Origin of the sequence: Hydrogenophaga pseudoflava (genome assembly GCF_031020795.1) — a bacterium.
Taxonomy (GTDB): Bacteria; Pseudomonadota; Gammaproteobacteria; order Burkholderiales; family Burkholderiaceae_C; genus Hydrogenophaga; species Hydrogenophaga pseudoflava_A.
Genome location: NZ_JAVHJP010000006.1, coordinates 1 through 22684, shown reverse-complemented (window position 1 = coordinate 22684; position 22684 = coordinate 1). Strand labels below are relative to the sequence as shown.

The 22684-nt window shown below is 62.2% G+C and carries 22 protein-coding genes; 13 read left to right on the top strand and 9 right to left on the bottom strand.

Translation table 11 applies throughout. The features are described from left to right. Positions 1 to 67: 67 nt before the first annotated feature. The 9 genes from arsH to RCO38_RS18450 all read right to left on the bottom strand — a co-directional run bounded on the left by arsH (position 68) and on the right by RCO38_RS18450 (position 7357). A complete protein-coding gene (arsH, locus tag RCO38_RS18490) occupies positions 68 to 817 on the bottom strand; it encodes an arsenical resistance protein ArsH (protein ID WP_308329882.1) in 750 nt (249 codons plus the stop codon). Next, a complete protein-coding gene (arsC, locus tag RCO38_RS18485; protein WP_308329880.1) occupies positions 795 to 1217 on the bottom strand; it encodes an arsenate reductase (glutaredoxin) in 423 nt (140 codons plus the stop codon). Before arsC ends, arsH begins: the two co-directional genes overlap by 23 nt. Before the next feature lie 16 nt (positions 1218 to 1233). Next, entirely contained in the window at positions 1234 to 2247 is a 1014-nt protein-coding gene (gene arsB / locus RCO38_RS18480; protein ID WP_308329878.1) for an ACR3 family arsenite efflux transporter, read from the bottom strand. 68 nt (positions 2248 to 2315) lie between these two features. Then, a complete protein-coding gene (locus tag RCO38_RS18475; protein ID WP_079364899.1) occupies positions 2316 to 2810 on the bottom strand; it encodes an arsenate reductase ArsC in 495 nt (164 codons plus the stop codon). A gap of 12 nt (positions 2811 to 2822) precedes the next feature. Continuing rightward, complete coding sequence (locus RCO38_RS18470; protein ID WP_308329875.1) at positions 2823 to 3377, bottom strand: ArsI/CadI family heavy metal resistance metalloenzyme; 555 nt, start codon at positions 3375 to 3377, stop codon at positions 2823 to 2825. A 12-nt stretch (positions 3378 to 3389) separates the two neighbouring features. Then, positions 3390 to 4700 carry a hypothetical protein gene (locus tag RCO38_RS18465; RefSeq protein WP_308329873.1) on the bottom strand — a complete coding sequence of 437 codons (1311 nt, stop codon included), beginning with the start codon at positions 4698 to 4700 and terminating at the stop codon, positions 3390 to 3392. Continuing rightward, positions 4697 to 5032, bottom strand: coding sequence for an ArsR/SmtB family transcription factor (locus RCO38_RS18460; RefSeq protein ID WP_308329871.1), 336 nt, complete (start codon positions 5030 to 5032; stop codon positions 4697 to 4699). Before RCO38_RS18460 ends, RCO38_RS18465 begins: the two co-directional genes overlap by 4 nt. Before the next feature lie 10 nt (positions 5033 to 5042). Further along, complete coding sequence (gene arsJ / locus RCO38_RS18455; RefSeq protein WP_308329870.1) at positions 5043 to 6314, bottom strand: organoarsenical effux MFS transporter ArsJ; 1272 nt, start codon at positions 6312 to 6314, stop codon at positions 5043 to 5045. After that, the gene (locus RCO38_RS18450; RefSeq protein WP_308329869.1) at positions 6314 to 7357 is read right to left on the bottom strand and encodes an ArsJ-associated glyceraldehyde-3-phosphate dehydrogenase; all 1044 of its coding nucleotides are present in this window, start codon (positions 7355 to 7357) and stop codon (positions 6314 to 6316) included. The genes arsJ and RCO38_RS18450 overlap by 1 nt, the downstream gene beginning before the upstream one ends. A 695-nt stretch (positions 7358 to 8052) precedes the next feature. On the opposite strand from RCO38_RS18450, the gene RCO38_RS18445 reads away from it, so the two are divergent. The 13 genes from RCO38_RS18445 (at position 8053) to RCO38_RS18385 (ending at position 22518) form a co-directional block, all read left to right on the top strand. After that, positions 8053 to 10641: a ParB/RepB/Spo0J family partition protein gene (locus RCO38_RS18445; protein ID WP_308329867.1), complete on the top strand. Its 2589-nt coding sequence runs from the start codon at positions 8053 to 8055 to the stop codon at positions 10639 to 10641. Further along, entirely contained in the window at positions 10608 to 11009 is a 402-nt protein-coding gene (locus RCO38_RS18440) for a JAB domain-containing protein (RefSeq protein WP_308329866.1), read from the top strand. The genes RCO38_RS18445 and RCO38_RS18440 overlap by 34 nt, the downstream gene beginning before the upstream one ends. Positions 11010 to 11709: 700 nt before the next feature. After that, positions 11710 to 12162, top strand: a complete 453-nt coding sequence (locus tag RCO38_RS18435; protein WP_308329865.1) for a single-stranded DNA-binding protein — start codon at positions 11710 to 11712, stop codon at positions 12160 to 12162. Positions 12163 to 12238: 76 nt separating this feature from the next. After that, positions 12239 to 13099, top strand: coding sequence for a DUF932 domain-containing protein (locus RCO38_RS18430; RefSeq protein WP_308329864.1), 861 nt, complete (start codon positions 12239 to 12241; stop codon positions 13097 to 13099). A 228-nt stretch (positions 13100 to 13327) separates the two neighbouring features. After that, positions 13328 to 14185: a ParA family protein gene (locus RCO38_RS18425; RefSeq protein WP_308329862.1), complete on the top strand. Its 858-nt coding sequence runs from the start codon at positions 13328 to 13330 to the stop codon at positions 14183 to 14185. Next, positions 14166 to 15122 (top strand): ParB/RepB/Spo0J family partition protein, encoded by a 957-nt coding sequence (locus RCO38_RS18420; RefSeq protein WP_308329861.1) that lies wholly within the window; start codon positions 14166 to 14168, stop codon positions 15120 to 15122. The genes RCO38_RS18425 and RCO38_RS18420 overlap by 20 nt, the downstream gene beginning before the upstream one ends. Before the next feature lie 320 nt (positions 15123 to 15442). After that, positions 15443 to 16015, top strand: coding sequence for a hypothetical protein (locus tag RCO38_RS18415; RefSeq protein WP_308329860.1), 573 nt, complete (start codon positions 15443 to 15445; stop codon positions 16013 to 16015). 16 nt (positions 16016 to 16031) lie between these two features. Then, positions 16032 to 17003, top strand: a complete 972-nt coding sequence (locus tag RCO38_RS18410) for a relaxase/mobilization nuclease domain-containing protein (protein ID WP_308329859.1) — start codon at positions 16032 to 16034, stop codon at positions 17001 to 17003. 354 nt (positions 17004 to 17357) lie between these two features. Then, a complete protein-coding gene (locus tag RCO38_RS18405; RefSeq protein WP_308329858.1) occupies positions 17358 to 18566 on the top strand; it encodes a hypothetical protein in 1209 nt (402 codons plus the stop codon). Continuing rightward, complete coding sequence (locus tag RCO38_RS18400; protein WP_308329856.1) at positions 18563 to 19051, top strand: three component ABC system middle component; 489 nt, start codon at positions 18563 to 18565, stop codon at positions 19049 to 19051. The genes RCO38_RS18405 and RCO38_RS18400 overlap by 4 nt, the downstream gene beginning before the upstream one ends. Continuing rightward, the gene (locus RCO38_RS18395) at positions 19048 to 20901 is read left to right on the top strand and encodes a DUF3732 domain-containing protein (protein WP_308329854.1); all 1854 of its coding nucleotides are present in this window, start codon (positions 19048 to 19050) and stop codon (positions 20899 to 20901) included. The genes RCO38_RS18400 and RCO38_RS18395 overlap by 4 nt, the downstream gene beginning before the upstream one ends. Positions 20902 to 21154: 253 nt before the next feature. Continuing rightward, a complete protein-coding gene (locus RCO38_RS18390) occupies positions 21155 to 21817 on the top strand; it encodes a hypothetical protein (protein WP_308329852.1) in 663 nt (220 codons plus the stop codon). Positions 21818 to 21831: 14 nt separating this feature from the next. Then, positions 21832 to 22518, top strand: coding sequence for a PIN domain-containing protein (locus RCO38_RS18385; RefSeq protein WP_308329850.1), 687 nt, complete (start codon positions 21832 to 21834; stop codon positions 22516 to 22518). The last annotated feature ends 166 nt before the right edge of the window (positions 22519 to 22684 follow it).

The following is a 22684-nucleotide window of genomic DNA, read 5'->3' as shown; positions in this document are numbered from 1 at the left end:
TTTGGGGTGGCCGTTCGATGCTCATGCGTCGCTTTGCGTCATGCTGAGTCAGTCATCGCGCCGGAGGTCACACCGCCTTGGGCAGGTTGACCCGCCGCATGAGTTCTTCGGCGCTTTCCTTGCGCTCGCTGTAGCGGTCCACCAGGTAGGGCGAGACGTCGCGGGTGAGCCAGGTGAACTTGACCAGTTCTTCCATCACATCGACCACCCGGTCGTGGTAACTCGACGGCTTCATGCGGTCTTGGTCGTCGAACTCCTGAAACGCCTTGGCCACCGACGACTGGTTCGGGATGGTGATCATGCGCATCCAGCGCCCGAGCACGCGCATCTGGTTGACCGCGTTGAACGATTGCGAGCCGCCACAGACCTGCATCACCGCCAGCGTCTTGCCCTGGGTGGGGCGCACGGCGCCGGCCGCCAGGGGAATCCAGTCGATCTGGGCTTTCATGATGCCGGTCATGGCGCCGTGGCGTTCGGGCGAACACCAGACCATGCCTTCCGACCACAGGGTCAGCTCGCGCAGCTCCTGCACCTTGGGATGGGTTTCCGGCGCGTCGTCGGGCAGGGGCAGGCCGCTGGGGTTGAAGATGCGGGTCTCCGCACCCATGGCCTGCAGCAACCGTGCAGCTTCCTCCACCAGCAAGCGGCTGAAGGAGCGCGGGCGCAGCGATCCGTACAGCAGCAGGATGCGCGGAGGATGGGCCGAGTGCGGACGCAACAGCCGCGACGGATCGGGCACACGGAAATGTTCGGCCTGCACTTGCGGCAGATCGGCCAGGGGTTTGGAAACGGACTTAGACACGGCGACCTTTTGCATCAATGACGACCTCACCATCTTCCTTGATGAAAGGGCCCTGCTGCGGATAGGGCAGGATGTCGAGAACGACCTCGGAAGGGCGGCACAGGCGCACCCCCAGCGGCGTGACCACGAAGGGGCGGTTGAGCAGGATGGGGTGCTGCTGGATGAAGGCCAGCAGCTGTTCATCGGTCCATTTCGGGTTGCCTAGGTCCAGCTCGGCGAAAGGTGTGCCTTTTTCACGCAGCACCTGGCGCACCGTGGCGCCCATGGTGCTCAGCCATGCCTGGATCTGCTGCATGCTGGGCGGGTGCTTGAGGTACTCGATGACCGTGGGTTCCACGCCGCTGTTGCGGATCATGGCCAGCACGTTGCGCGAGGTGCCGCAGGCCGGGTTGTGATAGATCGTGATGTCGGGCATGGGGTGCGCTGCGGGTTCAGGCGGTCCGGGGGCGCCAGGCGTTGACGATGGCCACGAGCGAGAGCATCACGGGCACCTCGACCAGCACGCCGACCACGGTGGCCAGCGCGGCGCCCGAGTTCAGGCCGAACAGCGAAATCGCCACCGCCACGGCCAGCTCGAAGAAGTTCGAGGTGCCGATCAGGCAGGCCGGTCCGGCGATGTCGTGCGGCAGCTTGAGCCACTTGGCGCCCCACCAGGTGATGAAAAAGATGCCATACGACTGCAGGATCAGCGGCACCGCGATCAGCGCGATCACGCCAGGCTTTTCGACGATGGTGCCGGCCTGGAAGCCAAACAGCAGCACCACCGTGGCGATCAGGCCGACCACCGACCAGGGCTTGAGGCGCGCCACGAACTGACCCAGTGCAGACGAAGAACGTTTCACCAGCACCTGGCGCGTGGCCATGCCCGCCAGCAGCGGCAAGACCACATAGAGCACGGTGGACAGCAGCAGCGTCTCCCAGGGCACGGTCACGTTGGTCACGCCGAGCAGGAAGGCGGCGATGGGGGCGAACGCCACCACCATGATCAGGTCGTTCACCGAAACCTGCACCAGGGTGTAGTTGGCGTCGCCTTTCACCAGTTGGCTCCAGACGAACACCATGGCGGTGCAGGGCGCCACGCCCAGCAGGATCATGCCGGCGATGTACTCGCTCGCCGATTGCGGATCGACCCAGTAAGCAAACACGTACTGGAAGAACAGCACGCCCAGCGCCGCCATGGTGAAGGGCTTGATCAGCCAGTTCACCACCAGCGTGAGCAGCAGGCCCTGCGGCCGCTTGCCCACGTCCTTCACGGCGTGCCAGTCGATCTGGATCATCATGGGGTAAATCATGATCCAGATGAACACGGCGACCACCAGGTTGACCTGCGCGATCTCCATCGCGGCCACGGCCTGGAACACGCCGGGCATCACCAGCCCAAGGCCCACACCGGCCAGAATGCCCAGACCGACCCAGACGGTCAGATAACGCTCAAACACACCCATTCAAATCTCCCAAAAAGCAAAAATGCCCGACCGCCTGAGCGACCGGGCTGTGTGCATCAAACGCCCGGTCAGGCCTTTTGCCGTCCGATGTCCACCAGTTCCTTCTGCAGGGCCAGCCGGTCGAGTTTTTCAAACGGCAGGTTCACCATCAGCGCGATGCGGCGGCTGAGCACCATGAAGGTGTCGGCGAAGGCCTTCTTCGCCGCTTCATCATCACCCTTGACTTCGGCAGGATCGGGCACGCCCCAGTGCGCCGACATCGGCTGGCCCGGCCACACAGGGCACACCTCTCCGGCGGCCTTGTCGCAGACGGTGAGCACGAAGTTCATGTGTGGCGCATCGGCTTGCGCGAACTCGCTCCAGTTCTTGCTGCGCAGACTGTCCGTCTTGTAGTGGTTGCGTTGCAGCAGTTCGATGGCGTGCGGATTCACCTGGCCAGCCGGGTGGCTACCGGCGCTGAAGGCCCGGAACCGGCCACCGCCCAGATGGTTGAGGATGGATTCGGCCATGATGCTTCGAGCCGAGTTGCCAGTGCACAGAAAGAGCACGTTGTAGACGGACATGGTGAAAACCTTTCAGCAGCAGCTGGTTGAGGAGGAGGCGGAGGAGGGGGATGAGAGCGCACAACGGGCGCCTGCGGCAGCGGGGAGGGTGGGCGAGCAGCACCCGGCCGCTTCGGCGGCGGGTGTACAGCAGTGGGTGGCGGGCGCACCGCTGGGTGCACAGCAGGCCACCGCCGAGGCCTCGTCCGCCTTCTCGCGGAACACCGGGATGTTGCCCAGCGTATGGAAGTGTTCCCAGGCGATGCCCTGCGGATCGGTGATCCAGTGCTTTTCGCTGCGGGCGTAGCAGCAGGTGGTGGCGCCTTCGTCCAGCAAGCTGATGTCGGCGGCCGTGGCGCGGTCCTTCAGGGCCTGCAGTTCTTCAGCGTTGTCGGTCTGGATGCCCAGATGGTCGATGCCCGGCTGCTCACCCCGTGTGGAGATGGCGAAGTTCACCGGCGGGTCTTCCAGCATCCACTTGGCGTAGTCGGCCTCGGTGCGGGTGGGGGCCTGGTTGAACAGGGCGGAGTAGAAGCCAATGCTCTTGTCCAGGTCGTTGACGTGGAGGTGGACGTGGAAACGTTTCATCGGGGTCACCGTTCAGGGTTGCGAGGGCGAAATGTCAGTGAATGAGGCTGTGGCCGGCAGCACCACCACTGGCGAGAAACCGCCACCTTCGGTTCGGAAGTTGGTGGTCTGGCCCGACCAGGTGCGTGCGGCCAGCAACTGCATCTGGCCGCGGTAGGTGTAGGCGCGCAGATCGAGCTTGAGCCGCATGGTCTCGTGACCCACACGTACCAGCCGCTCGCTGGGCGGCACGGTGGTTTGGGCGACGTAATCGCCGGCCAGGATCTCGTCCCACACCCGTCGGGTCAGCTTGTCGCCGCGGTAGGCAGCGCGGGCGCCGAAGCCGGCAGCAGGTTTGAAGAACAGGGTTCGGCGCTGCGCCCAGAGCGCGTCGGCGTTTTCGGCGGTGACGCGCTGTGTCGCGGGCACGACCCGGCGCAGCAGGGCGCGGTCCGCTTCGCCCACGCCCCAGTGTTCGAGCAGCGCCGCGTCGGACAGGGTGGCCAGGTTGCGCTTGTCGGCGTACAGCGCGTGGGTGCGGGGGTGCGGCGTGACCACGGCCGAGCCAGCCCGGTAGGCCTGTTGCAGCACATCGTGGCCACTGTCCTGCAGGTAGAAGTCGGTCAGGCGGTTGTAGACCAGGTCCACCGGCGTGCCTGCGGGCAGGGCGGGGTGCCAGAGCGCGCCATCGCGCCACTGCAGCTCGCGCGGGTCGGCTACCACGGCGATCAGGCCGTGTGCTGCGAACAGCGCGCGCGCCATCTGGAACTCCGGTGCCAGGTACTGCGCGTCAGGCACATCGTCCACGATCACCACATTGCGCAGCGGAGCATCGCCGCGTTGCGATTGCCATTCGGCTCGGAACATGGCGACGAAGGCTTCGTCGAGATTGCGCAACCGGTCCTGTGGGTCGAACACCTGCTGAAACGACTCGCAGCAAGCGCGGTGTGCCCGCGCCAGCGCGGCGTTGAGGAAGGCGCCGCCTGCGTTGCTGTTGATCTCGATCAGGCGCGGTCCGTCGTCGGCCAGGTGGAAGTCGTAGCCCATGAAGACTCCGGCGGGTCCGTGGGCAATACCGGCAATCTGCGGAGCGCGGTCCAGGGCCCGCTGTTGCCAGGCGGGCCGTGCGATCACGCGCTCCAGCGCGGCCACCGCGTCAGTGATCTGCGCCATCACACGGGCATCGAGGAAGACCGCCGTGCGCGAGAACAGATGTGGGTGGCTGTCGGCCAGACGCATGGTCAGACCAGCCAGTGCAGGCTCAGTCTCCAGCTGTTCTCGCAGACGCGCTGTCTCCAGCGTCTGACAGGCGCAGCCGAGGTTCAGCGCTTCGGCCAGGTTCACGCCGGGTCCCCGCAGTCGGTGCAGGTCGAGGGAGCAATTTCACAAGGCTGGCCTGCGCAGCAGTGCTCGGTCAAGTAACCGAGCAGCGTGTTCATGCGGTCAAATTGGGCGCGGTAGATCAAGTTGCGACCGTCGCGTTCGACGTCGATCAGGCCTGAGTGGCTCAACTCCTTCAGGTGAAAAGACACGGCGTTTGGCGGTGTGCCCAACGCCTCCGACATGTATCCCGGGGTCAGCCCGTCGGCGCCGGCCACCACCAGCAGGCGAAAGATTCGCAGGCGCGTCTCTTGTGCCAGCGCGGCCAGCGCTTTGACAACTTGAGCTTCTTCCACGGCAGTCTCCTCAGGTCGTTTGGGGCGCCGGCAAAGCCAGCTTGGTCGGCAGCGCCAGCGTGAGCAGCCAGCAGGTAAAGAGCATCAGGGCCGAGCCCACCAGCGCGTACAGCAGGCCGCCCCACTGGTAGAGCAGGCCCGACATCAGCGTGCCGAAGAAACGGCCCAGCGCATTGGCGGCGTAGTAGAAGCCCACGTCCTCGGCCGCTTTCTCGCTGCCGGCGTAAGCCAGGATCAGGTAGGAGTGCACCGACGAGTTGACCGCGAAAGCAAAGCCGAACAGCCCCAGCCCGCCGACCACCCACCACTGCAGGTTCGGCAACTCCAGCAGCACGGCAGCAGCAATGCCAACCGGGATCAGCGCCAGCACCAGCGACCACCCGCGCGCCGCCGGCACCTCGCTGCTCAGCCCGTCGGGGCTGCGTTTGACAAGGTTAGGTGCAAGCGCCTGCACCAGACCGTAGCCGATGGTCCAGGCCGCCAGGAAGCCGCCGACCATGGTGAAGTTCCAGCCCTGCGAATACAGGAACACCGGCACGCCCACCACGAACCACACATCGCGCGCGCCGAACAGCGCCACGCGCGCGGCGGCCAAGCCGTTGATGCCGGCGTTCTTGGCGAAGAGTTCCTTGGCCGACTTGGAGGCCTTGGCCTTGCCCATCATCGGCGGCACCGACGAGACCACGCCGATGAGCACCAGCACCAGCAGACTGGCCATGGCCCAGAGCGAGTGCTGGAAGCCCAGCGCCTGCAGCAGCACACCACCGAGGAAGAAGCCGAAGCCCTTCATGGCGTTCTTGCTGCCGGTGAACCAGGCCACCCACTTGAAGAGCTGGTTGTTGCCACTGTCTTCGGCCTTGGCCTGCGCCTGCGTGACCTTGATGGCCGACTTGCTGGCGGTCTTGGTCAGGTCCTTGGCCACGCCACAGATGCCCTGCGCCAGCACCACCCAGGCCACCGACATCGCCGCCGTCCACGCCGGGTTGAGCAGAGAGAGCAGGGTGAATCCTGTGATCTGCGTGACCAGGCCCACGGTCAGCATGCGCTGGATGCCGAAACGCGTGGCCAGCCAGCCACCGATCAGGTTGGCCAGCACACCGGCCGCTTCGTACAGCAGGAACAGAAAAGACAGCGTGAACGGCGAATAGCCCAGCTTGTAGAAATGCAGCAGCACCAGCATGCGCAGCGCGCCGTCGGTGAGCGTGAAACCCCAGTAGGCGGCGGTGACGATGGCGTAGTTGCGCGTCGCGTGGCTGGCGGTGGTCGTTGAGGCGGCGTTCATCAGATGCCGACGGATTCGAGGTGGCAGGCCAAGTCCACCATGCGCGTTGCGTAGCCCATCTCGTTGTCGTACCAGGCGTAGACCTTGAGCAGCGTGCCGTCGGTCACCATGGTCGAGAGGCCGTCGACGATGGAACTGCGTGTGTCCCGGGCGTAATCGGCGCTCACCAGCGGGCGGTTCTCGTAGCCCAGGATGCCGGCCAGCGGGCCGCTGGCGGCGGCTTCGAACAGCGCGTTCACTTCCTCGGCCGTGGTGACGCGGTTCAGCTCGAACACGCAGTCGGTCAGCGAGGCGTTGAGCGCCGGGACACGCACTGCGTGGCCGTTGAGCTTGCCCTTGAGTTCGGGGTAGATCAGCGCAATGGCGGTGGCGCTGCCGGTCGTCGTGGGGGCCAGGTTGACCATGGCGCTGCGGGCGCGGCGAAGGTCTTTGTGCGGCGCGTCTACCACCAGGTTGGTGTTGGTCGGGTTGTGCAGCGTGGTGATCTGGCCGTGCCTGATGCCGATGGCTTCGTGCACCACCTTGACCACCGGGGCCAGGCAATTGGTGGTGCAGCTGGCGGCGGTGACGATGTGGTCGCGCGCCGGCTGGTAAAGGTGGTCGTTCACGCCCACCACGATGTTCAGCACGCCACCAACCTTTACTGGTGCGGCCACGATCACGCGCTTGGCACCGCGGTCCAGGTGGCCCTGCAGGGTTTCGGGTGTGAGGAACTTGCCGGTGCACTCCAGCACCACGTCCACGCCGAGATCGCCCCAGGGGATTTCGGCGGCGGTGGCGTGCTCGCTGAACGACAGGCGGCGGTCGCCGATGCGGATGGCGTCGCTGCCTTCGGCCGCGATGTCGGCGCGCCACTTGCCCTGCACCGTGTCAAAGGCCAGCAGGTGGGCGGTGGCCGCGGCGCCGCCCTTGATTTCGTTGAGGTGCACCACCTCCAGGCGGTTGCCCTGGCGGGGGTCGATGGCTTCGCGTTCGATGGCGCCGAAGGCCGCGCGCAGGGCCAGCCGCCCCATGCGGCCCATGCCGTTGATACCGACTTTCATGGTTGGAACTCCTAACTTTCAACGATTCAATGTTATTTGAATAATAACGGATCGCCATGAAAGTTTTGTGACACGAAGCGAGCGAAAGGAGGGGCGGAACGCACAAATGCAATGTCGTCCAGGCGTCGGGCTTTGCAAGCTTTGCCCCACTCCCCGTACAGGGCCTGGCCGTGAAGCGCCAATCCTTGACGCTTTCGGCCGAGTGGTCCTGCGCTTGTGTGCGTCACGCCTAGATGTGTGGTGGGGCTGGCTTGCTGATCCCTTCATCCAAGCTCACCGTTTTCGCTTTCACCGTCTGTGCATCCTATGAACGCTGACGGCCTTTCGGCTGGGTTTGGCCCTCGACCGAAGGGCTGACCTTTTTCTCTTCGGAGGTGCTAAGCGGACTTAGCACCACCTGCGCGCCAGCTTCGCCGGCTTGCCTGGCCTCTGCGAGCGCTCCTCCCGTCAAGGGCCGCTGCGGCGCCCGTGTCCTCGGCTGCGCCTGCGGGCCGCGCCAGCGCCTTCGCTTCCTCCCTTGACGGCGCACCCGCGCCGGCCCCAGCTGCTGCCCATGGCCGCGAAGGGCTTCGCGGCCCCTGCGGAGCCCAACACCCAAGGAGAGCGCCCATGCACAACGCCGACTGACTTCCCCTCTGTTTTTCGATGTCTTCCATTGTTTGAACAAGGTCCCCGTGTGGGACAGGAGATTTCACATGAACACCGTTACCCAATCCGAAACCCTGGCCTTGAGCGCCGTGGCCGTCGCTGCGACCATTGGCGAGTCGGCAGTTGCAGCCGAATCTGTCACCGTGCCAGAGGTCGCACCTTACGAACTGCACCTGATCCCGTTGTCGCGGCTGCGGCCCTCCAGCCGCAACGTGCGCCAGAGCGGCGGCACGGCCATTCCCGAACTCGCAGCGAGCATCGCCCGCGTGGGTCTGCTGCAGAACCTGACCGTCGTCACCACGCCCGATGGTCAGTGGTCCGAGGTGGTGGCCGGGCGTCGGCGGCTGGCCGCCTTGAAGCTGCTGGTCAAGCGCCACAAACTCGCGAAGGACCATCCGGTGCCTTGCCTGCTGGTGCCCGATGCCTCGGCCCGCACCGTGAGCCTGAGCGAGAACGTGCAGCGTGAGGCGATGTCCCCGGTGGACGAACTGTTTGCCTGGAAGTCGCTGGTGGCCGAAGGCCGGTCGCTGGAAGACATCGCTGCTGACTTCGGAGTCACACCGCTGGTGGTCAACCGGCGGCTGCGGCTGGCCAACGTCGCACCCCGGCTGCTGGTGGACTACCAGCTGGGAGCGGTCACGCTGGAGCAGTTGATGGCCCTGGCGATCACCGACGACCATGCAGCGCAGGTGTCGGCTTTCTATGAGGTGCCACAGTGGCAGCGCAGTCCGGAATCCCTGCGGGACCACCTGACCCGCGACGAGGTGGATGCTTGCCGCGACGCGCTCGCGCGATTCGTGGGGGTGGAGGCCTACGAAGCGGCGGGCGGTGGCATCCGGCGCGACCTGTTCGCGGACGAGCAGAAGGGGGTGTTCCTCACCGATGCCGCTTTGCTGGAGAGGCTGGCCCGTGACCGGCTGGCCGATGCGGCCGAGTCGGTGCGGGTCGAAGGCTGGGGCTGGGTGGATGTCACGCCGCGTGTGTCTTCGTCCGAACTGCACACCTTCCAGCGGGCGCGGCGCTCGCGCCGGGAACCCAGCAAGGCGGAAGCCAAGCGTATCGAGAAACTGGAGGCGGAGCAGGCGCGGCTCCAGGACAAACTCGATGACGAAGACGACGACCTGAGCGACGACGGTGCGCAGGCTCTGCACGAAGAACTGGACCGGCTGGGCGATGAACTGGACGCCATCGAACAGACCCTGGTGGTGTACGAACCCGGCGTCGTGTCCATGGCCGGCGCGGTGGTGTCGGTGGACCCCATGGGGGCTGTGGTGGTGCATCGCGGGCTGTTGCGCGTTGAACAGGTCAAGGCATTGCGAGCGCAGGATCGACCGACAACGGACGCACAGGCAGAAGGCGAGGTGGAGTCAGCAGAAACACCCACCAGCCGGGGCGGACTGTCAGAGAAGCTGGTGCGGCGCTTGAGCGCGCACCGCACCGCCGCCCTGCAGGCCGAGGTGGCCCGTCATCCCAACATCGCGCTGGTCGCCTTGGTGCACCAGTTGACGCAGCGGGTGATCCTGGGTAGCTACGGTGCATCGCCGGTCAACATCAGCGCCACACCGCAGGACCGGCTGGAGCAGCATGCTCCAGACGTTGCAGAGGCCCCGGCTTCGCAGGGCCTGCGCGCCGTGCGCGAGGCCTGGGCAGCGCGGTTGCCGGGGGACCCAAAGGCCCTGTTTGCCGAACTGCTGGCAATGGAACAGGAAGAACTGCTGTCGCTGCTGGCCCTGTGTGTGGGCCTGACGGTGTCGGCCCTCGCTCAACACGAAGACGAAGCACCCGCCGCGCTGCTGGCACAGGCGGTGGGGCTGGACATGCACGGCTGGTGGACACCCACGGCAGCGGGTTACTTCGACCACGTGTCCAAGGCCAAGGCGTTGGAAGGGGTGCAGGTTTTCGCTCCGGGTGAGGTGCAACGGCTTGCAAAGCTCAAGAAGACCCAGATCACCGCCGAGGCCGAACGGCTGGCCGCTGGCCGCTGGCTCGGGCTGGCTGCCGCAGATGCTGACCGAGCCTGTTCAGGTGGTGGAAGGGCAGGGCGAGCACGAGACAGACGCTCATCAGGCGACTTGAACAGCGACAAGTTCAGACGTGCACCACCACATCCCGGCTTCAGCCGGGATTTTTTGTGCCTCTCCGGCGCGGCCGGACCGCGCTCTGGTGCTGCGCATCAAGCCACCAGGCCACGCGTGTCCCGGTGTCTCGACCCTGTCGGGCGCCGATCGCTGACGCCTCCGGCCGGGGGCATGCCCCGGCCTGCGCGCTGCGCTTGCCTGCCTCACGCCTGCAGGTGTGGTGGGGCTGGCTTGCTGTTCCCTTCATCCTTGCACACCGTTCTCGCCGTCAAGGTCTGCGCGCCCTGTGGGCGCTGGCGGCCTTGCGGCCGTCTTCGAACCTGTGACCGCTGCGCTGCGGTGTGCCGGTTCCGGTCTCGGGCAATCCCGCCCGATCACCGGAGTTGGTCATGCAGCACGATCTGTTCTCTTCCCTCGATTCCCTCCTGTCGGTGCCCGCAGGGGCGGGAGGCTTTCTCATCCGCGACCTCACAGGCCAGTACCGGCCGGCCGAGGCCGACGAGGTGCTGCTGGCGGCGCAGCGGTTGCTGGCCGCCCAGGTGCGCGGCAGCGACCTGATGGACTCGCCCGCCGTGGTGAAGGACTTTCTGCGTGCCCGGCTGGGCAGCCTGCCGCATGAGGTGTTTGCCGTGGTGCACCTGAACTCGCAGAACCGCGTGCTGGACTACGTCGAGATGTTCCGGGGCACGGTGAGCCAGACATCGGTCTACCCGCGTGAGGTGGTGCGCGATGCACTGATGCGCAACAGCAGCGCCCTGGTCCTGGTGCACAACCACCCCAGTGGCGAGGCCCGTCCGTCGCGGGCCGACGAACATCTGACGCAGACGATCAAGCAGGCGGCCGCGCTTGTCGATGTGCGGGTGCTCGACCATTTCATCGTCGCTGGCGACGTGATCTGCTCCATGGCAGAAATCGGCCTCGCGTAAATCATGGGGCTTCAGCCCCAACTTTCTTGTTGCTGAACAGCGCGCTACGCACGAGCGCAGAGGAGGGCGGAGCATGGCCGGTGTTCACCGGCAGCACATGGGGCAGCGGCCCTGTCCCGTGCCCGGTATCGCGGTCTGGTTTCCTTCCCGCTGCGCGGGAACGAGCCCGCTGGACGAACTGACGTGCAGGCCGCTCCCGCCGCTGCGCTGTGGTCCCGTCCCGCCCGCCAGATCGTCCCCCCGGACACCCGCCATGCCCGAAGCCGGGCCGTTGGAAGCCTTGGGGTCCGTGAACCCCTGAGGTGATCGCAGCGGCTCGAACGCCGCGCCAGTCGCTGCGCTTGGTGTCACGCCGTCCGCAGAGCCGCCGCTGCTCAGTTCACCCGGTCGCCTGCGCTGCGCTGGTCGCCCGAAGAGGCTCGGGGCAGCGCGTGCGCCAATGGGCCCACCGTTATCCCCCCACGGCGCCCCCATCCACAGATGAGGGGGACTTGTGGGGGGATCTTTCAGCGGTGGGCCAGGTGACTGGCTCACTGTTTCGTGCTGCAAGGTGTCCCCATCCCCCACCCCTTCCCGAGGGAAGGGGCCTTGCCCACCCCCCGCCCGCCCGTGGGCGGGAGCGAGGGAGTCCGAGCGAGAGGATCAGCTTTGAGGAACCCGGATCGGGGTCCGGCTGGTCGCTCTCGCAAGGAGTTCCACCATGGCCAATGTTCAAGTCATCCAGCGTCACGCGCACCTGGCCGGTGCCGTCAAGCTCGAATTCGTCAACGGGCGCGAAGGCAAGGTCGCCAAGGCGGTATTGACCGCCATCAGCAACAGCCGCCGGGGCAGCGGCGAAGAGCGGTCCGAAGAAGCGACCGCGATCCAGTGGACGCTGTGGGCCAAGCAGGCCGAACACGCGGCCGAGTACCTGGGCAAGGGCTCGCACGTGAACATCGTCGGGCGGGTGCGCAATAACAACTACCAGGACAACGACGGGGCGGAGGTCTACGGGCTGGCCTTCACCGTGGACGAAATCGACTACCTCGACAGCAAGGCCGAGGGCGAAGCCCGCCGCTCGCGTGAGGGTGCGGGTGATCCCCCTGCAGCAGCCCCCAGCGCACCCAACAACAGCCGCAAGGCCCGCAGCGAACGCCAACCGGCGCATGCCTGAACACGCAAGCCGGGCGGTTCGGCCGCCCGGCGTTCATCCCGTTTCTGCCCCCATTCCTAGAACCAGGAGCATCACCATGATCTCTACCGCCCATTCCCCCCGCCTGGCCGCTCGCTTTGGTCAGAACACGTTTGTGATCCGCAGCGAGACCCCGCTGGCCGAAGACCAGATGCGCCGGGCTGCGCCGTCCATCTTTGCCGAAGGCAAACACGGCAGCCGTTCCGAGCGCTACACCTACATCCCCACCATCGACGTGCTGCGCGGCTTGCGCCAGGAAGGCTTCGAACCCTTCATGGTGGCCCAGAGCAAAAGCCGCATCGAAGGCAAGACCGAGTTCACCAAGCACATGATCCGCATGCGCCACGCCGGGCAGGTCAACACCCGGCCCGAGGCCAACGAAATCATCCTGATCAACAGCCACGACGGCGCCAGCAGTTACCAGATGCTGGCGGGCGTGTTCAGGTTTGTCTGCTGCAATGGTCTGGTGGTGGGCGACGTCACCAACGACATCCGCATCCCGCACAAGGGCAACATTCAGGACGAGGTGATCGAAGGCGCGTTCCGGGTGCTGGAGGACTTCGAGGTGGTGGACGCCTCCACCGACAGCATGAAAGCCCTGCCGCTGCGGCGCGAGGAACAGCAGGCCTTCGCCACCGCCGCCCTGGCGCTGCGCTACGGTGAACGAGGGGAGGGCGAACCACCGGCCCCGGTGACCGCCGAACAGCTGATCGAAGCCCGCCGTCCGGAGGACTTCGGCAACAGCCTGTGGACCACATTTCAGCGGGTGCAGGAGAACGCCCTGCGTGGTGGCCAGCCCGGGCGCGGTGCCAAGGGCCGGCGCCTGCACACCCGCCCGGTGGCCAGCATTGACCGCAGCGTGAGCCTGAACCGGGCGCTGTGGGTGCTGGCTGAAGAGATGCGCAAACTCAAGGTCTGATCCACAAGGTCTGTGTGAACCCGGCGCTGGATTCAACCCCGAATCCAGCGCCGCCCACACGCCGCAGCGCGCCCATCATCGAGCGGTGCGTGCGCGTGAAATTCCAAAACGCGCTCGCCGGCCGGCGCCGGCTCGCGCGATCCCGGCCGCCGGCGCATCGAGCGCGGCGCCCGGGAACGGTTGTCCTTCGCCTCGACCTCCCTTGTCGGTCGCGCTGGAGGAACCCCCATGAAGACCCTTGTGCTCGCCAACCAGAAGGGGGGCGTCGGCAAATCCGCCGTCGCCACCTTGCTGGCCCACTACTTCCGCAAACTCGGCTGCCGCGTGCTGGCCATCGACCTGGACCACCAGGGCAATTTCTCGGACCCGCTGCGCAAGTCCCAGCGCGTGGCCGTGGCCGAAGTCCCGGCCAGCGCCTTGCTCACGCAGACGAGCCCGGTCATTCCGTCCGCGGACTTCGTCCTTGTCGCCGCTGACCAAGATCTTTCCGGGCTGGAGCGCCAGCCCAGCCTGCAAAACGCCTTCGCGAACAACCTGCGCGTCTTCCTGAAGGCCATGGAAGCCCGGTTCGACGTCTGCCTCATCGACACCAACCCCAACCCGGACATCCGCATGATCGCGGCGCTGGTCTCGGCCGAGTTCGTGCTCTCCCCGATCCAGCTCAACCAGGAAGCCCTGGACGGCGTGCATGCCCTGCTCAACCACCACCGGGTGGGGGTGCGCAAGATCAAGACCATGCTCAACCCGAAGCTGCACCTGATCGGGCTGCTCCCGGTGATGGTGGAGGCCAACCCGTTCCAGCGGGAGAACTTCCTGCAACTGGTGCAGAAGTTCCACCCCATCCTGATTCCTTACGGCACCAAGCCGGGGCAGTACGCCTCCATGCCGCGCCGCTCGGCCGTGGCCGAAGCGCAGGCCGAAGGCCTGGTGCTGTGGGAGATGAAGAAGACCGCCGCGCGGGACGCCTGGCGCGAGATCGAGGTGGCCATGGTCGTGATTGCCAAAGCCGTGCTGGATGGAGCGCAGACACAGACAACCCCCATCACCCCCATCAATGGAGCGGACCATGGCCCTGTCGCTGGATAGTCTGGACCTGCTGCCGCCGACCGGGGGGGAGGGCGGAACCCCTTTGCGGATTCCGCTGGACACCATCGACGAAGACCCGGACCAGCCCCGGCAGGAGTTCGACGAGCAGAGCCTGACCGAGTTGGCGGAGACCATTCGTGAGCGGGGCGTGCGCCAACCGGTCTCGGTGCGCACCCATCCCACACAGTCCGGCCGCTGGATGCTCAACTTCGGCGCTCGTCGCTTGCGGGCCTGCAAGCGGGTCGGACTGTCCGAGATCCCCGCCTTTGTGGACCAGACCGCCAACAGCGTGGACCAGTTCATCGAGAACGAACAGCGCAAGGGCCTGAGCCCACTGGAGATCGCGCTGTTCGTGCAACGGGCGCTGAACCAGGGGCAGACGCAGGCCGACATCGCGCGCGCCATCGGCAAGAGCCGGCAGTACGTGACGCTGGCGACGGCCTTGATCGATCCGCCGGACTGGTTGATGGGGGCGTACCGGGAAGGGCGCTGTCGAGGGCTTGCCGAACTCTACGAACTGCGCAAGCTGGCGGGTCAGCATCCGCAGTATGTCGAGGCCTGGGCTTCGGATCGGGAGGCCATCACCCGAGAAAGCGTTGCGGCCTTGCGTACCGACCTCACCGAAGGATCGGGCAGTGTTCGTCGGGGAACATCGGCACTGATCGAAACCATGGAGGCCAGCCGGATGGAGGATGCTCAAACAGGTGCCACGGATAAGACCAGGCAATCCCCAAGCCTCAACCCGGAATCCACGCCTCGCGCGCCCATGAATGCTCCGCTGAGACTGCTGGCCAGCCTGGATGGTGTTGAGGTAGCGCTCAGCATCTTGCAGAGGCCAGCACAGGCAGGGCAGGTCTATGTGATGCCTGTGACGGGTGGTCAGATGCAAGCGGTGCAAGCCAGTCGCCTGACCTTGTTGGGATGGACCGGGACATGAGTTGTCAAACCGTTTGACAACTTCCCGGTTCGGTCCCACCAAAACCAGTCCTTCTCTTGGCAGCCAGGCCCTGGCTTGAACGCCATCGACCTGCTGCCCATCCCCCCTCAGTTCGCGGACTGCAGCCTCACCGGTTGTCAAACGGTTTGACAACCCGGTGGGTGCCAGCTTGCCAGAGTCTGCTGGATTTCAGGGTGAATCCAGCACCTCGGTTCTATCGATCCTCGGTGAACATCAGTGCATGGGTGATTGCAGGATAGGCGCCGCGGCGCCGGTTGTCCGACACGTCACCCCGGGTGATCACGTGTCTGGAGGCGATCATGGAGTCCCATTCTCGCGAGCGCATCAGCATCGACCTGCAAGGCCTGAAGGGTCTGCTGCTGGACCGGTCTCAGGCCTTGGGCATGTCGCCCTCGACCCTGGTCAGAACGGCTCTGATTCAAGCACTGGGGGGCCTTGCAGAGCCCGAGGCGTCGGTATCCGAGCACACGGCCTTCAAACGGGCACCGGCCAATGCGCGTTTGTGCCTGCGCATGGCCCGCGAAGACATTCAGACCACCTTGGCTGCAGCGAAGCAGGCGGGCCTGAGCCCTGGTCGCTATGTGGCGGAGTTGGTGGCGGGAGCACCCTGGCTTCTGAGCGGCGCCAGCAAGGCGGAGCAATTGGCCGCTATCACTGGCTCCAACGCCCATCTCGCTGACCTCAGTCGCAACATCCACGCCCTCACACGCCTGCTGACCCAGAGCAACGTGCCCAGGGCACTGGTTTATCGGGACATGCTCGACACGCTGGATGGCGACGTTCGGCGACACCTCGCCCAGGCCGCGGCTCTGCTGGCCGATCTGCGGCCACGTGGGGCAACCGCACAGACTTCTCGGCACCTGAGCCGATGACCACCAGGAGGACACCATGACCCAGACGCACAAAATCGACGGGGTGCTCATCCAGTGGGGTGATCGCCTGTTCTACCCGGGCAACCGGGTGGTCAAGGTCAAGCCTCAGCCCAAGCTGGGCGATGGAGGCATGCGCCAGCGCGCAGACGCCATCCGCAAACGCATTGAAGCCACCGTGGTGAAGAGAGCACCCCAGGTCATGGTCAAGGTCACTGGGGGAGGGCGGGGCATGCAGGCCATTGCAGCCCACATCCGCTACATCAGCAAAAACGGCCGACTCGACATCGAGACCGAACAAGGCGACACGGTGCGCGGTAAATCCGCTGTGCACGAGCTGGGCGAAGACTGGCGCTATGGCGGCAGCTTGATCGGGGATGAAGGCAACCGTCGCGAGGCCTTCAACATCATGCTGTCCATGCCCCGGGGCACCGACCCGCTGATTGTGCAGAAAGCGGCGCGCGAGTTCGCGCAGACCGAGCTGGCTGACCACAAGTACGTGATGGTGCTGCACGACCACCAAGCCAACCCACATGTACACATCAGCGTGCGGGCAGAGTCGATGAGCGGCAGGCGCCTCAACCCGCGCAAGGCCGACCTGCAGCGGTGGCGGGAGACCTTTGCGGAGAAGCTGCGTGGCTACGGGGTCGAGGCCGAGGCAACCCGACAAGCCACACGAGGGCGAAACACCAGCTATCCGGAACTCTGGTGGCTGAAGGCCAAGGAGGGCGGTCGGTTGAGAAAGGTCCGACCCGTCAATAGCTCAGGAGCCAAGGCGCGAACCAGCCGGGAAGAGGCCATAAAGGGCTGGTTGCACATCGGGCAGGCATTGGCGGCGTCACCAGATGCACGGGATGTCAAGCTGGCCGCTTCGATCGCGAGCTTTGTGCAGGAGGCGACTGCGTCGTGGAATCAGCAGAAGGTATCGCTGGAGGTGGGCAAGGTTCCACAATTGCCCGTGCCTGCCGTTGGGCCTGAGAACCGACGCTAATGGGGCGAGTGCAGCTGTCATCCCGGCTGAACCTGAATGCACGTTAAGGCTGGTTGCTGCCGGTCAGAGGGAGAGCTCTGACGGCGGCAGAGCACGCGAAGCAGACTCGGTAGCGGACTCGCGACGTTGGTATCCGTGGTTCGCGCCGTGACACAAGCAGGGCAGCCAAGTGTGTTCAACACTTTCACAGGTGCAGCTCCACACTGTGGCTGGGGAAACAGGTGCGCACGGTCCGAATAGCTTGGGCGTATCGCTCAACCACACGTATCATTATTGATACGAACTCGTGTTCAAGCCCAGGGCCGGCGCATTCGTGTGCGCATTGGTGACCGTAACAAACATCTGACTTTGAGTATGGCTTCGACTGCAACTCACGCTGACAAGACAAACGCGGCAGATAAGAGTATTGGCTTCGATTACCAATACTATTATTTTTTGCTTCAAGTTCTTAATCTCAAAGTGGGTCAGTCAGTTGGATTTGAGGTCAAAGACGATGTTCACACCGAACTCGGCCAAAACCGAAACATTTTCTACCAGCTAAAACATACGACCCAAGTTGCAGCGAATGGTCAGCCCGTAGCACTTACGAAGCTGGACAAAGACATGTGGAAAACGTTCTACAACTGGGCGATGGTCATTACAGACAAGGTGGCGGGTCGCGAACAAGTGGAAAAACAGCTTGAGTTCACGCGACAATCCGAGTTTCATCTCGTTGCAAACAAGAAGCACAGCAACTCCAACACAATATTCGAAGCTATTAGTAAGCTGCAGGCAAACTCAATTGCGGCCGACGCCGCGAAGCTCGTACTGGAGGCGGCTGAGCAATCGACCACTGACGATGGCATCAAAAATTACATCAATAAAATTTTATCTCTGGATTTGCCAGTTCTAGAAAGCTTTCTACTTTCTATTAAATTTGAACTGGATGTCGCCGACATTGTTGGCTTGGTAAAACAGGCGGTTCAAGAATTTCACATTGAGACGGCGAAGGTTCCTGATGTTTTAGCCGCGATAGACTCGAATTTGCGGGCACACATATTCCAGAAAGTTAAAGACGGCGAAGCTGTCATCCTTTCATTTGAGGACTTTCATGCCAAGTTTAGGAAGCATTTCAACGACGCAAGAAGCACTAAGTTGACTATCAAATCCTTCTTGCCATCGATGCCTGACGATCTTTTTTCTCAAGTCTTCATCAAGCGGTTGCTGGAGGTTAAATACTTGAATGTAGTTGATGTCGAGATTGCTGCAGACTTGACGACAAAGAAGCTTCAACTAGCAATGCATCTAGATCATTGGGACAAGATGGGTGAGGTTACCAGCAAAGACATTTCTACCCTCCATGACAATGTGAGGACTCTGTGGCAGGGAAAATTTCGTGCAGATTTTATTGACTGCGAAGACAAAGACATAGAGAAGATTGGGCGTGGAATTCTTAGGGAAATGCTGGGCGCAACATTTCCATTGTGTGACGATGTATTGTCTATTCAGCACAGCAACGGTGAAATCTACCATCTCTCCGACATTGGTAGGATTGGATGGCATAAAGATTGGGAGACGAAATGACTGAGTTCAAGGGCGTCGATGACGTACATGAGCGTTCGTCCAACGACGAAGGGTCAAATTACAACAACTTTGCCATCTGCGCCGCCGGGCTTATGGCCATCCTTGAGGAGACTCAAACCTTATCGGTGGCTAAAGCGCTACTGGTCATGCCAATCATCATGCACGACTCAACTGTGCGACACCTAGGAAAACAGAACGTACGCGCACGTGAGGTGTCAGCTTTGACGAGTACACGACCTGACCTATTCCTCAATTTCAATTCTAGGTTTTTGGCTGGCCTGACCCCCACTCTCAACGCTATCCAGTTGCTTGCAGAAGCAAAGTACATTGCATTTAACGGCGAACTCGTTCTTGCAAAAACCTTGACATTTTCAGTCGCGATAGGCGACCGTGCAATGCGAATAAAGAAGGCCGCTAAGAATATCGCAGCTTTGCTCGCATCCCCTGAGGGCGAGCTTTACTTAAACCTGAGGATTGAGCTTTGAAATTCGCGATTGATACGATTACTCTCTGGTCCCATCGCAACGAAAAGCGGCAGCTTCACTTCAAACGCGGAAAAGTCAACATCCTGACGGGCGGAAGCCATCGCGGCAAGAGTGCCATCCTAGATATCTTGGATTACTGCTTCCTGGGTAGCTCTCACAAAATTCCACTCGACATCATCAATGACAACACTTCATGGTACGGACTTACCTTTGCCATAAACGAAAAGCACTACACCATAGCTCGACAAAGCCCAAATGGCAACGCAGTTTCTAATGAAGTCTATTTTTCATCTGTTGGCAACATCCCTGATCAACCAACATCAAACATCGCAATTGATGATCTCAAGCTAATACTTGAGGCGGAATTTAAGATAGATGAGGCAGTTCGACTTGCTTATGGTGGCGGGGCACTCAGGTCTGGCTCCAAAGTCTCCTTCAGATACTTCTTCCTTTTCAATACCATTTCGGAAGACATCATTACGAGTCGCGATACCTATTTCGACAAGCAAAATGAGGACCGATACCGTGAAGCATTGCCACGCATTTTTGACTTGGCAATGGGCATCGACACGTTGCAGAACATTGCCAACAGAGAGAGAAAAGAGAAGCTTGAGCGTGAGCTTGTCAAAGAGGAACGCCGCTCTAATCGTCTAGAAAGGGGGCGCGCTGACTTTGATGGCGAACTCAGGCAACTAGCGGCGCAGGCCGCAGCGTTTGGATTGCCAGCCATAGACGAACGGCAGCTCTCCCCGCAAACGCTCAAGGCAGCTTTACAGGAGGCTCGCACACCAGACAATGAAGACTCCGTTCACCGACACTCCCAAATCAGTGCAGCGATTTTTGACTTAGACCGACGGCTGCGTAAATTGCGACTTCTGTCTTCGGAGGTTAAGCGATATAAAAGCCAGAGTGCTGAAACCTACGACAGCCTGATACCCATAACGGAAATCCTTGCCCAATCAGAATACATTGTCAAATCACCTATCTTTGATAACTTGATTGCCAGCATCAGGTCAGACCTGGCGTCAGTGAAAAAAGTGACGCAACGAAATCAGCCTGTCGAAGTGCAGGTGCGCTCAATTCAAAATAAGCTCATAGAGGAGCGGGCCAAACTGGTTGAGCAGCAGAAGGCGTTACCCGCCGCACCAGAATCTTTTGAGACCGAGAAGCAAAAATGGCTCTTTGTTGGCGAGACGCTCGGTCGCCTAGAAACACTTTTCCCATCGACCCCCCAAAATGCTGAACCGGAGAGCAATCTTGTCGGCTCGCTCCAGTCCCAGATCGACGACATAAGTGTCGAAGATGTGCAGACTAAGCGCAACGCTGTACTATCGCTTATCAATGAAATTGCCGCCATTTTGCTTAAACGGACCGGCGATGCTCTCTACAACTACGCCACTTGGCATCCCGAATTCGTCTACAAGGAGAAGCGGTTGCGGCTTCGCAAACCACTATCAAGCGTGATTGAGAACGTGGGGAGCAGTTCGAACCACATGTTCATGCACTTGCTCCACTTCTTAGCATTGCATGCCATTGCCCTGGTCGAGAAGTCACCGTTCATCCCAGCATTTCTTATTATCGACCAACCTAGTCGCCCCTACTATCCTTCAGAAGTTCCAATGGACGGTGTTCAACTCAAAAGCGAGGATGGCGAACTGGTCCGAGTTGCATTCGAGCTTCTTGATTGGTTTGTGCAAGATATGCGAGACACGCACGCGCAAGAATTCCAAATGATTGTTTTCGAGCATGTGAATGCAGACGCATTTCAGGGCCTGGGGAATGTGCATGTGCTCCAGGAATTCCGAGGGAGCGAGCGGCTAATCCCTGAGTCCTGGTATCTTGTGCAATAACCGTCCCAATGACGAATGACTAGCAGACGCACGCGCGTTAGGTCCAAGAATACGCCTATAGGGATACCGGGTCACGCGCGTATGCTCAGTGCGTGACTCACCTTGGCTTCAGGAGTTGAACGACTGGAGGGCTCATCCAAGGCCTGCACTCCGACTCTAACTTGAACGTCTGCTCCTTAGTGAATCGCCCCGGGGCGATTCACTAAGCCGGCTATCCTCCCTTCCCCGAACGACTCGCAACGGCCCAATCGAAATGACGGACAAGAACATCGAAGTCTTCCAAAATCTTCACCTCAAGGGGGGCGCAACGGCGAGCTCGGTTCGAGCGAGCATCCTGGCGCAGGTCCAAAAGCCATGGCACCACGACCTAGAGCGGGAAAGGGACATCCGGGACCATGCGATTCATGACGAGGATGCGATAGTTCTCGTGCGGGACTCATTCGATGATGTCGACGAATCCGGCCTAGTGCTCTGGCAAGACGGGGACGGCTACAAGGTGTCAAACATCGTGCCTCGAAACGTCGGCGAATTAGGTATCAACAAGTACAACGCAATCCTGCGCGACTTTGCAGCCAGAATCGCGGAGCCTGCGTCCCGTACCGGCGGTTTCGAGGTCGAGCTGTCCTCGCCCTATCAGTCCCTTGACGACTGGATCGAGGCAGAACCAGCTGCCGCGCTGAGGCGCTTCTCGCGTCTAGCGAACAAGTCCACGGGTGCCGCGCATCCCATGGACCGAGATCGTTGGTACACCTTTCTGATCGCGACACATGACGCATCGAAGCGCTTGGACACCGATCAGCTTGTTCGTTGGCTGGTCGAAGTTGAGCAATGGTCCAACGACAAAGCACACGAACTGGCAATCGACTATGAATTCGCCCTCGGCCTCCTTGAGCAATACGACCGTTCGCGCTCATGAGTTTGAGCCCCAAAATGATCTCCAGTCTGGTGGGACTGGGGTTGCCAGTGCTGTGCGTGGACACGTGCACCGTGCTTGACGTTGTTCGCGACATCACTCGCGAAAGCGTCATGCCTGAAGACGTCTATGCAGGGCTGGCCCTGCTCGCGATGGCCGAATCGGGGTCCGGGCTGACCGTGCTCATGGCCGAGCAGGTCAGTCTGGAGATTGCAAGCAATATCGTGAACGTTGAGGAAGAGGCGCAAGTTGCATTGGAGAAATTCTTGGAGCAGGCGCAGCGCATTCACGATGTGGCTGGGGCGTATGGTGCTCAAGGGCCAATTCAGGTCCGTCATCTGGATGGCCATACCAGTAGGGCCCGGCCGGTGCTGGACCGGTGGCTGCAGGTTGCTCAGGTGGTGCCGCACAACGACGGCGTGTCGAGTCGGGCATTCCGGCGTGTCAACGAGCCTCGCACGCCAGCGCGACGCGGCAAGGAATCAATGAAAGACTGCGTGATCGTCGAGGCCTATATTGAGGCGGCGAGCCAGTTGCGGGCCTCAGGGATGAAGGCGCCCATGGTTTTTGCTTCCTCTAACACCAAGGAATACTTCGCTTCGAACACCCGCCACCTTAAGAATGACATTGCAGCTGACCTCGCATCTGTTGGTCTCGAGTACGCCCCTAACTGGGGTGCCGCAAAACACAGCTTGGGACGATAGCGTGCGAAATCATCCTACGACCTCAAGTACCGCACTACGGCCTAAACCTTGAGTCTGGATTTGAATTTTTCGATGACGGCCGCTGCTGCGTATGCGTCCGGTTATCCCATCTTGACATGGGCCGCTCACAGATAGCTTAGCAAGAGATCAAGCCGCGGGTTTACAG

What these genes read in the sequence shown, in the direction of transcription:
- arsH (WP_308329882.1), bottom strand. Translation starts at nt 817, where the DNA reads ATGCAAAAGGTCGCCGTGTCTAAGTCCGTTTCCAAACCCCTGGCCGAT.
- arsC (WP_308329880.1), bottom strand. Translation starts at nt 1,217, where the DNA reads ATGCCCGACATCACGATCTATCACAACCCGGCCTGCGGCACCTCGCGC.
- arsB (WP_308329878.1), bottom strand. Translation starts at nt 2,247, where the DNA reads ATGGGTGTGTTTGAGCGTTATCTGACCGTCTGGGTCGGTCTGGGCATT.
- RCO38_RS18475 (WP_079364899.1), bottom strand. Translation starts at nt 2,810, where the DNA reads ATGTCCGTCTACAACGTGCTCTTTCTGTGCACTGGCAACTCGGCTCGA.
- RCO38_RS18470 (WP_308329875.1), bottom strand. Translation starts at nt 3,377, where the DNA reads ATGAAACGTTTCCACGTCCACCTCCACGTCAACGACCTGGACAAGAGC.
- arsJ (WP_308329870.1), bottom strand. Translation starts at nt 6,314, where the DNA reads ATGAACGCCGCCTCAACGACCACCGCCAGCCACGCGACGCGCAACTAC.
- RCO38_RS18450 (WP_308329869.1), bottom strand. Translation starts at nt 7,357, where the DNA reads ATGAAAGTCGGTATCAACGGCATGGGCCGCATGGGGCGGCTGGCCCTG.
- RCO38_RS18445 (WP_308329867.1), top strand. Translation starts at nt 8,053, where the DNA reads ATGAACACCGTTACCCAATCCGAAACCCTGGCCTTGAGCGCCGTGGCC.
- RCO38_RS18435 (WP_308329865.1), top strand. Translation starts at nt 11,710, where the DNA reads ATGGCCAATGTTCAAGTCATCCAGCGTCACGCGCACCTGGCCGGTGCC.
- RCO38_RS18430 (WP_308329864.1), top strand. Translation starts at nt 12,239, where the DNA reads ATGATCTCTACCGCCCATTCCCCCCGCCTGGCCGCTCGCTTTGGTCAG.
- RCO38_RS18425 (WP_308329862.1), top strand. Translation starts at nt 13,328, where the DNA reads ATGAAGACCCTTGTGCTCGCCAACCAGAAGGGGGGCGTCGGCAAATCC.
- RCO38_RS18420 (WP_308329861.1), top strand. Translation starts at nt 14,166, where the DNA reads ATGGCCCTGTCGCTGGATAGTCTGGACCTGCTGCCGCCGACCGGGGGG.
- RCO38_RS18415 (WP_308329860.1), top strand. Translation starts at nt 15,443, where the DNA reads ATGGAGTCCCATTCTCGCGAGCGCATCAGCATCGACCTGCAAGGCCTG.
- RCO38_RS18410 (WP_308329859.1), top strand. Translation starts at nt 16,032, where the DNA reads ATGACCCAGACGCACAAAATCGACGGGGTGCTCATCCAGTGGGGTGAT.
- RCO38_RS18405 (WP_308329858.1), top strand. Translation starts at nt 17,358, where the DNA reads ATGGCTTCGACTGCAACTCACGCTGACAAGACAAACGCGGCAGATAAG.
- RCO38_RS18400 (WP_308329856.1), top strand. Translation starts at nt 18,563, where the DNA reads ATGACTGAGTTCAAGGGCGTCGATGACGTACATGAGCGTTCGTCCAAC.
- RCO38_RS18390 (WP_308329852.1), top strand. Translation starts at nt 21,155, where the DNA reads ATGACGGACAAGAACATCGAAGTCTTCCAAAATCTTCACCTCAAGGGG.
- RCO38_RS18385 (WP_308329850.1), top strand. Translation starts at nt 21,832, where the DNA reads ATGATCTCCAGTCTGGTGGGACTGGGGTTGCCAGTGCTGTGCGTGGAC.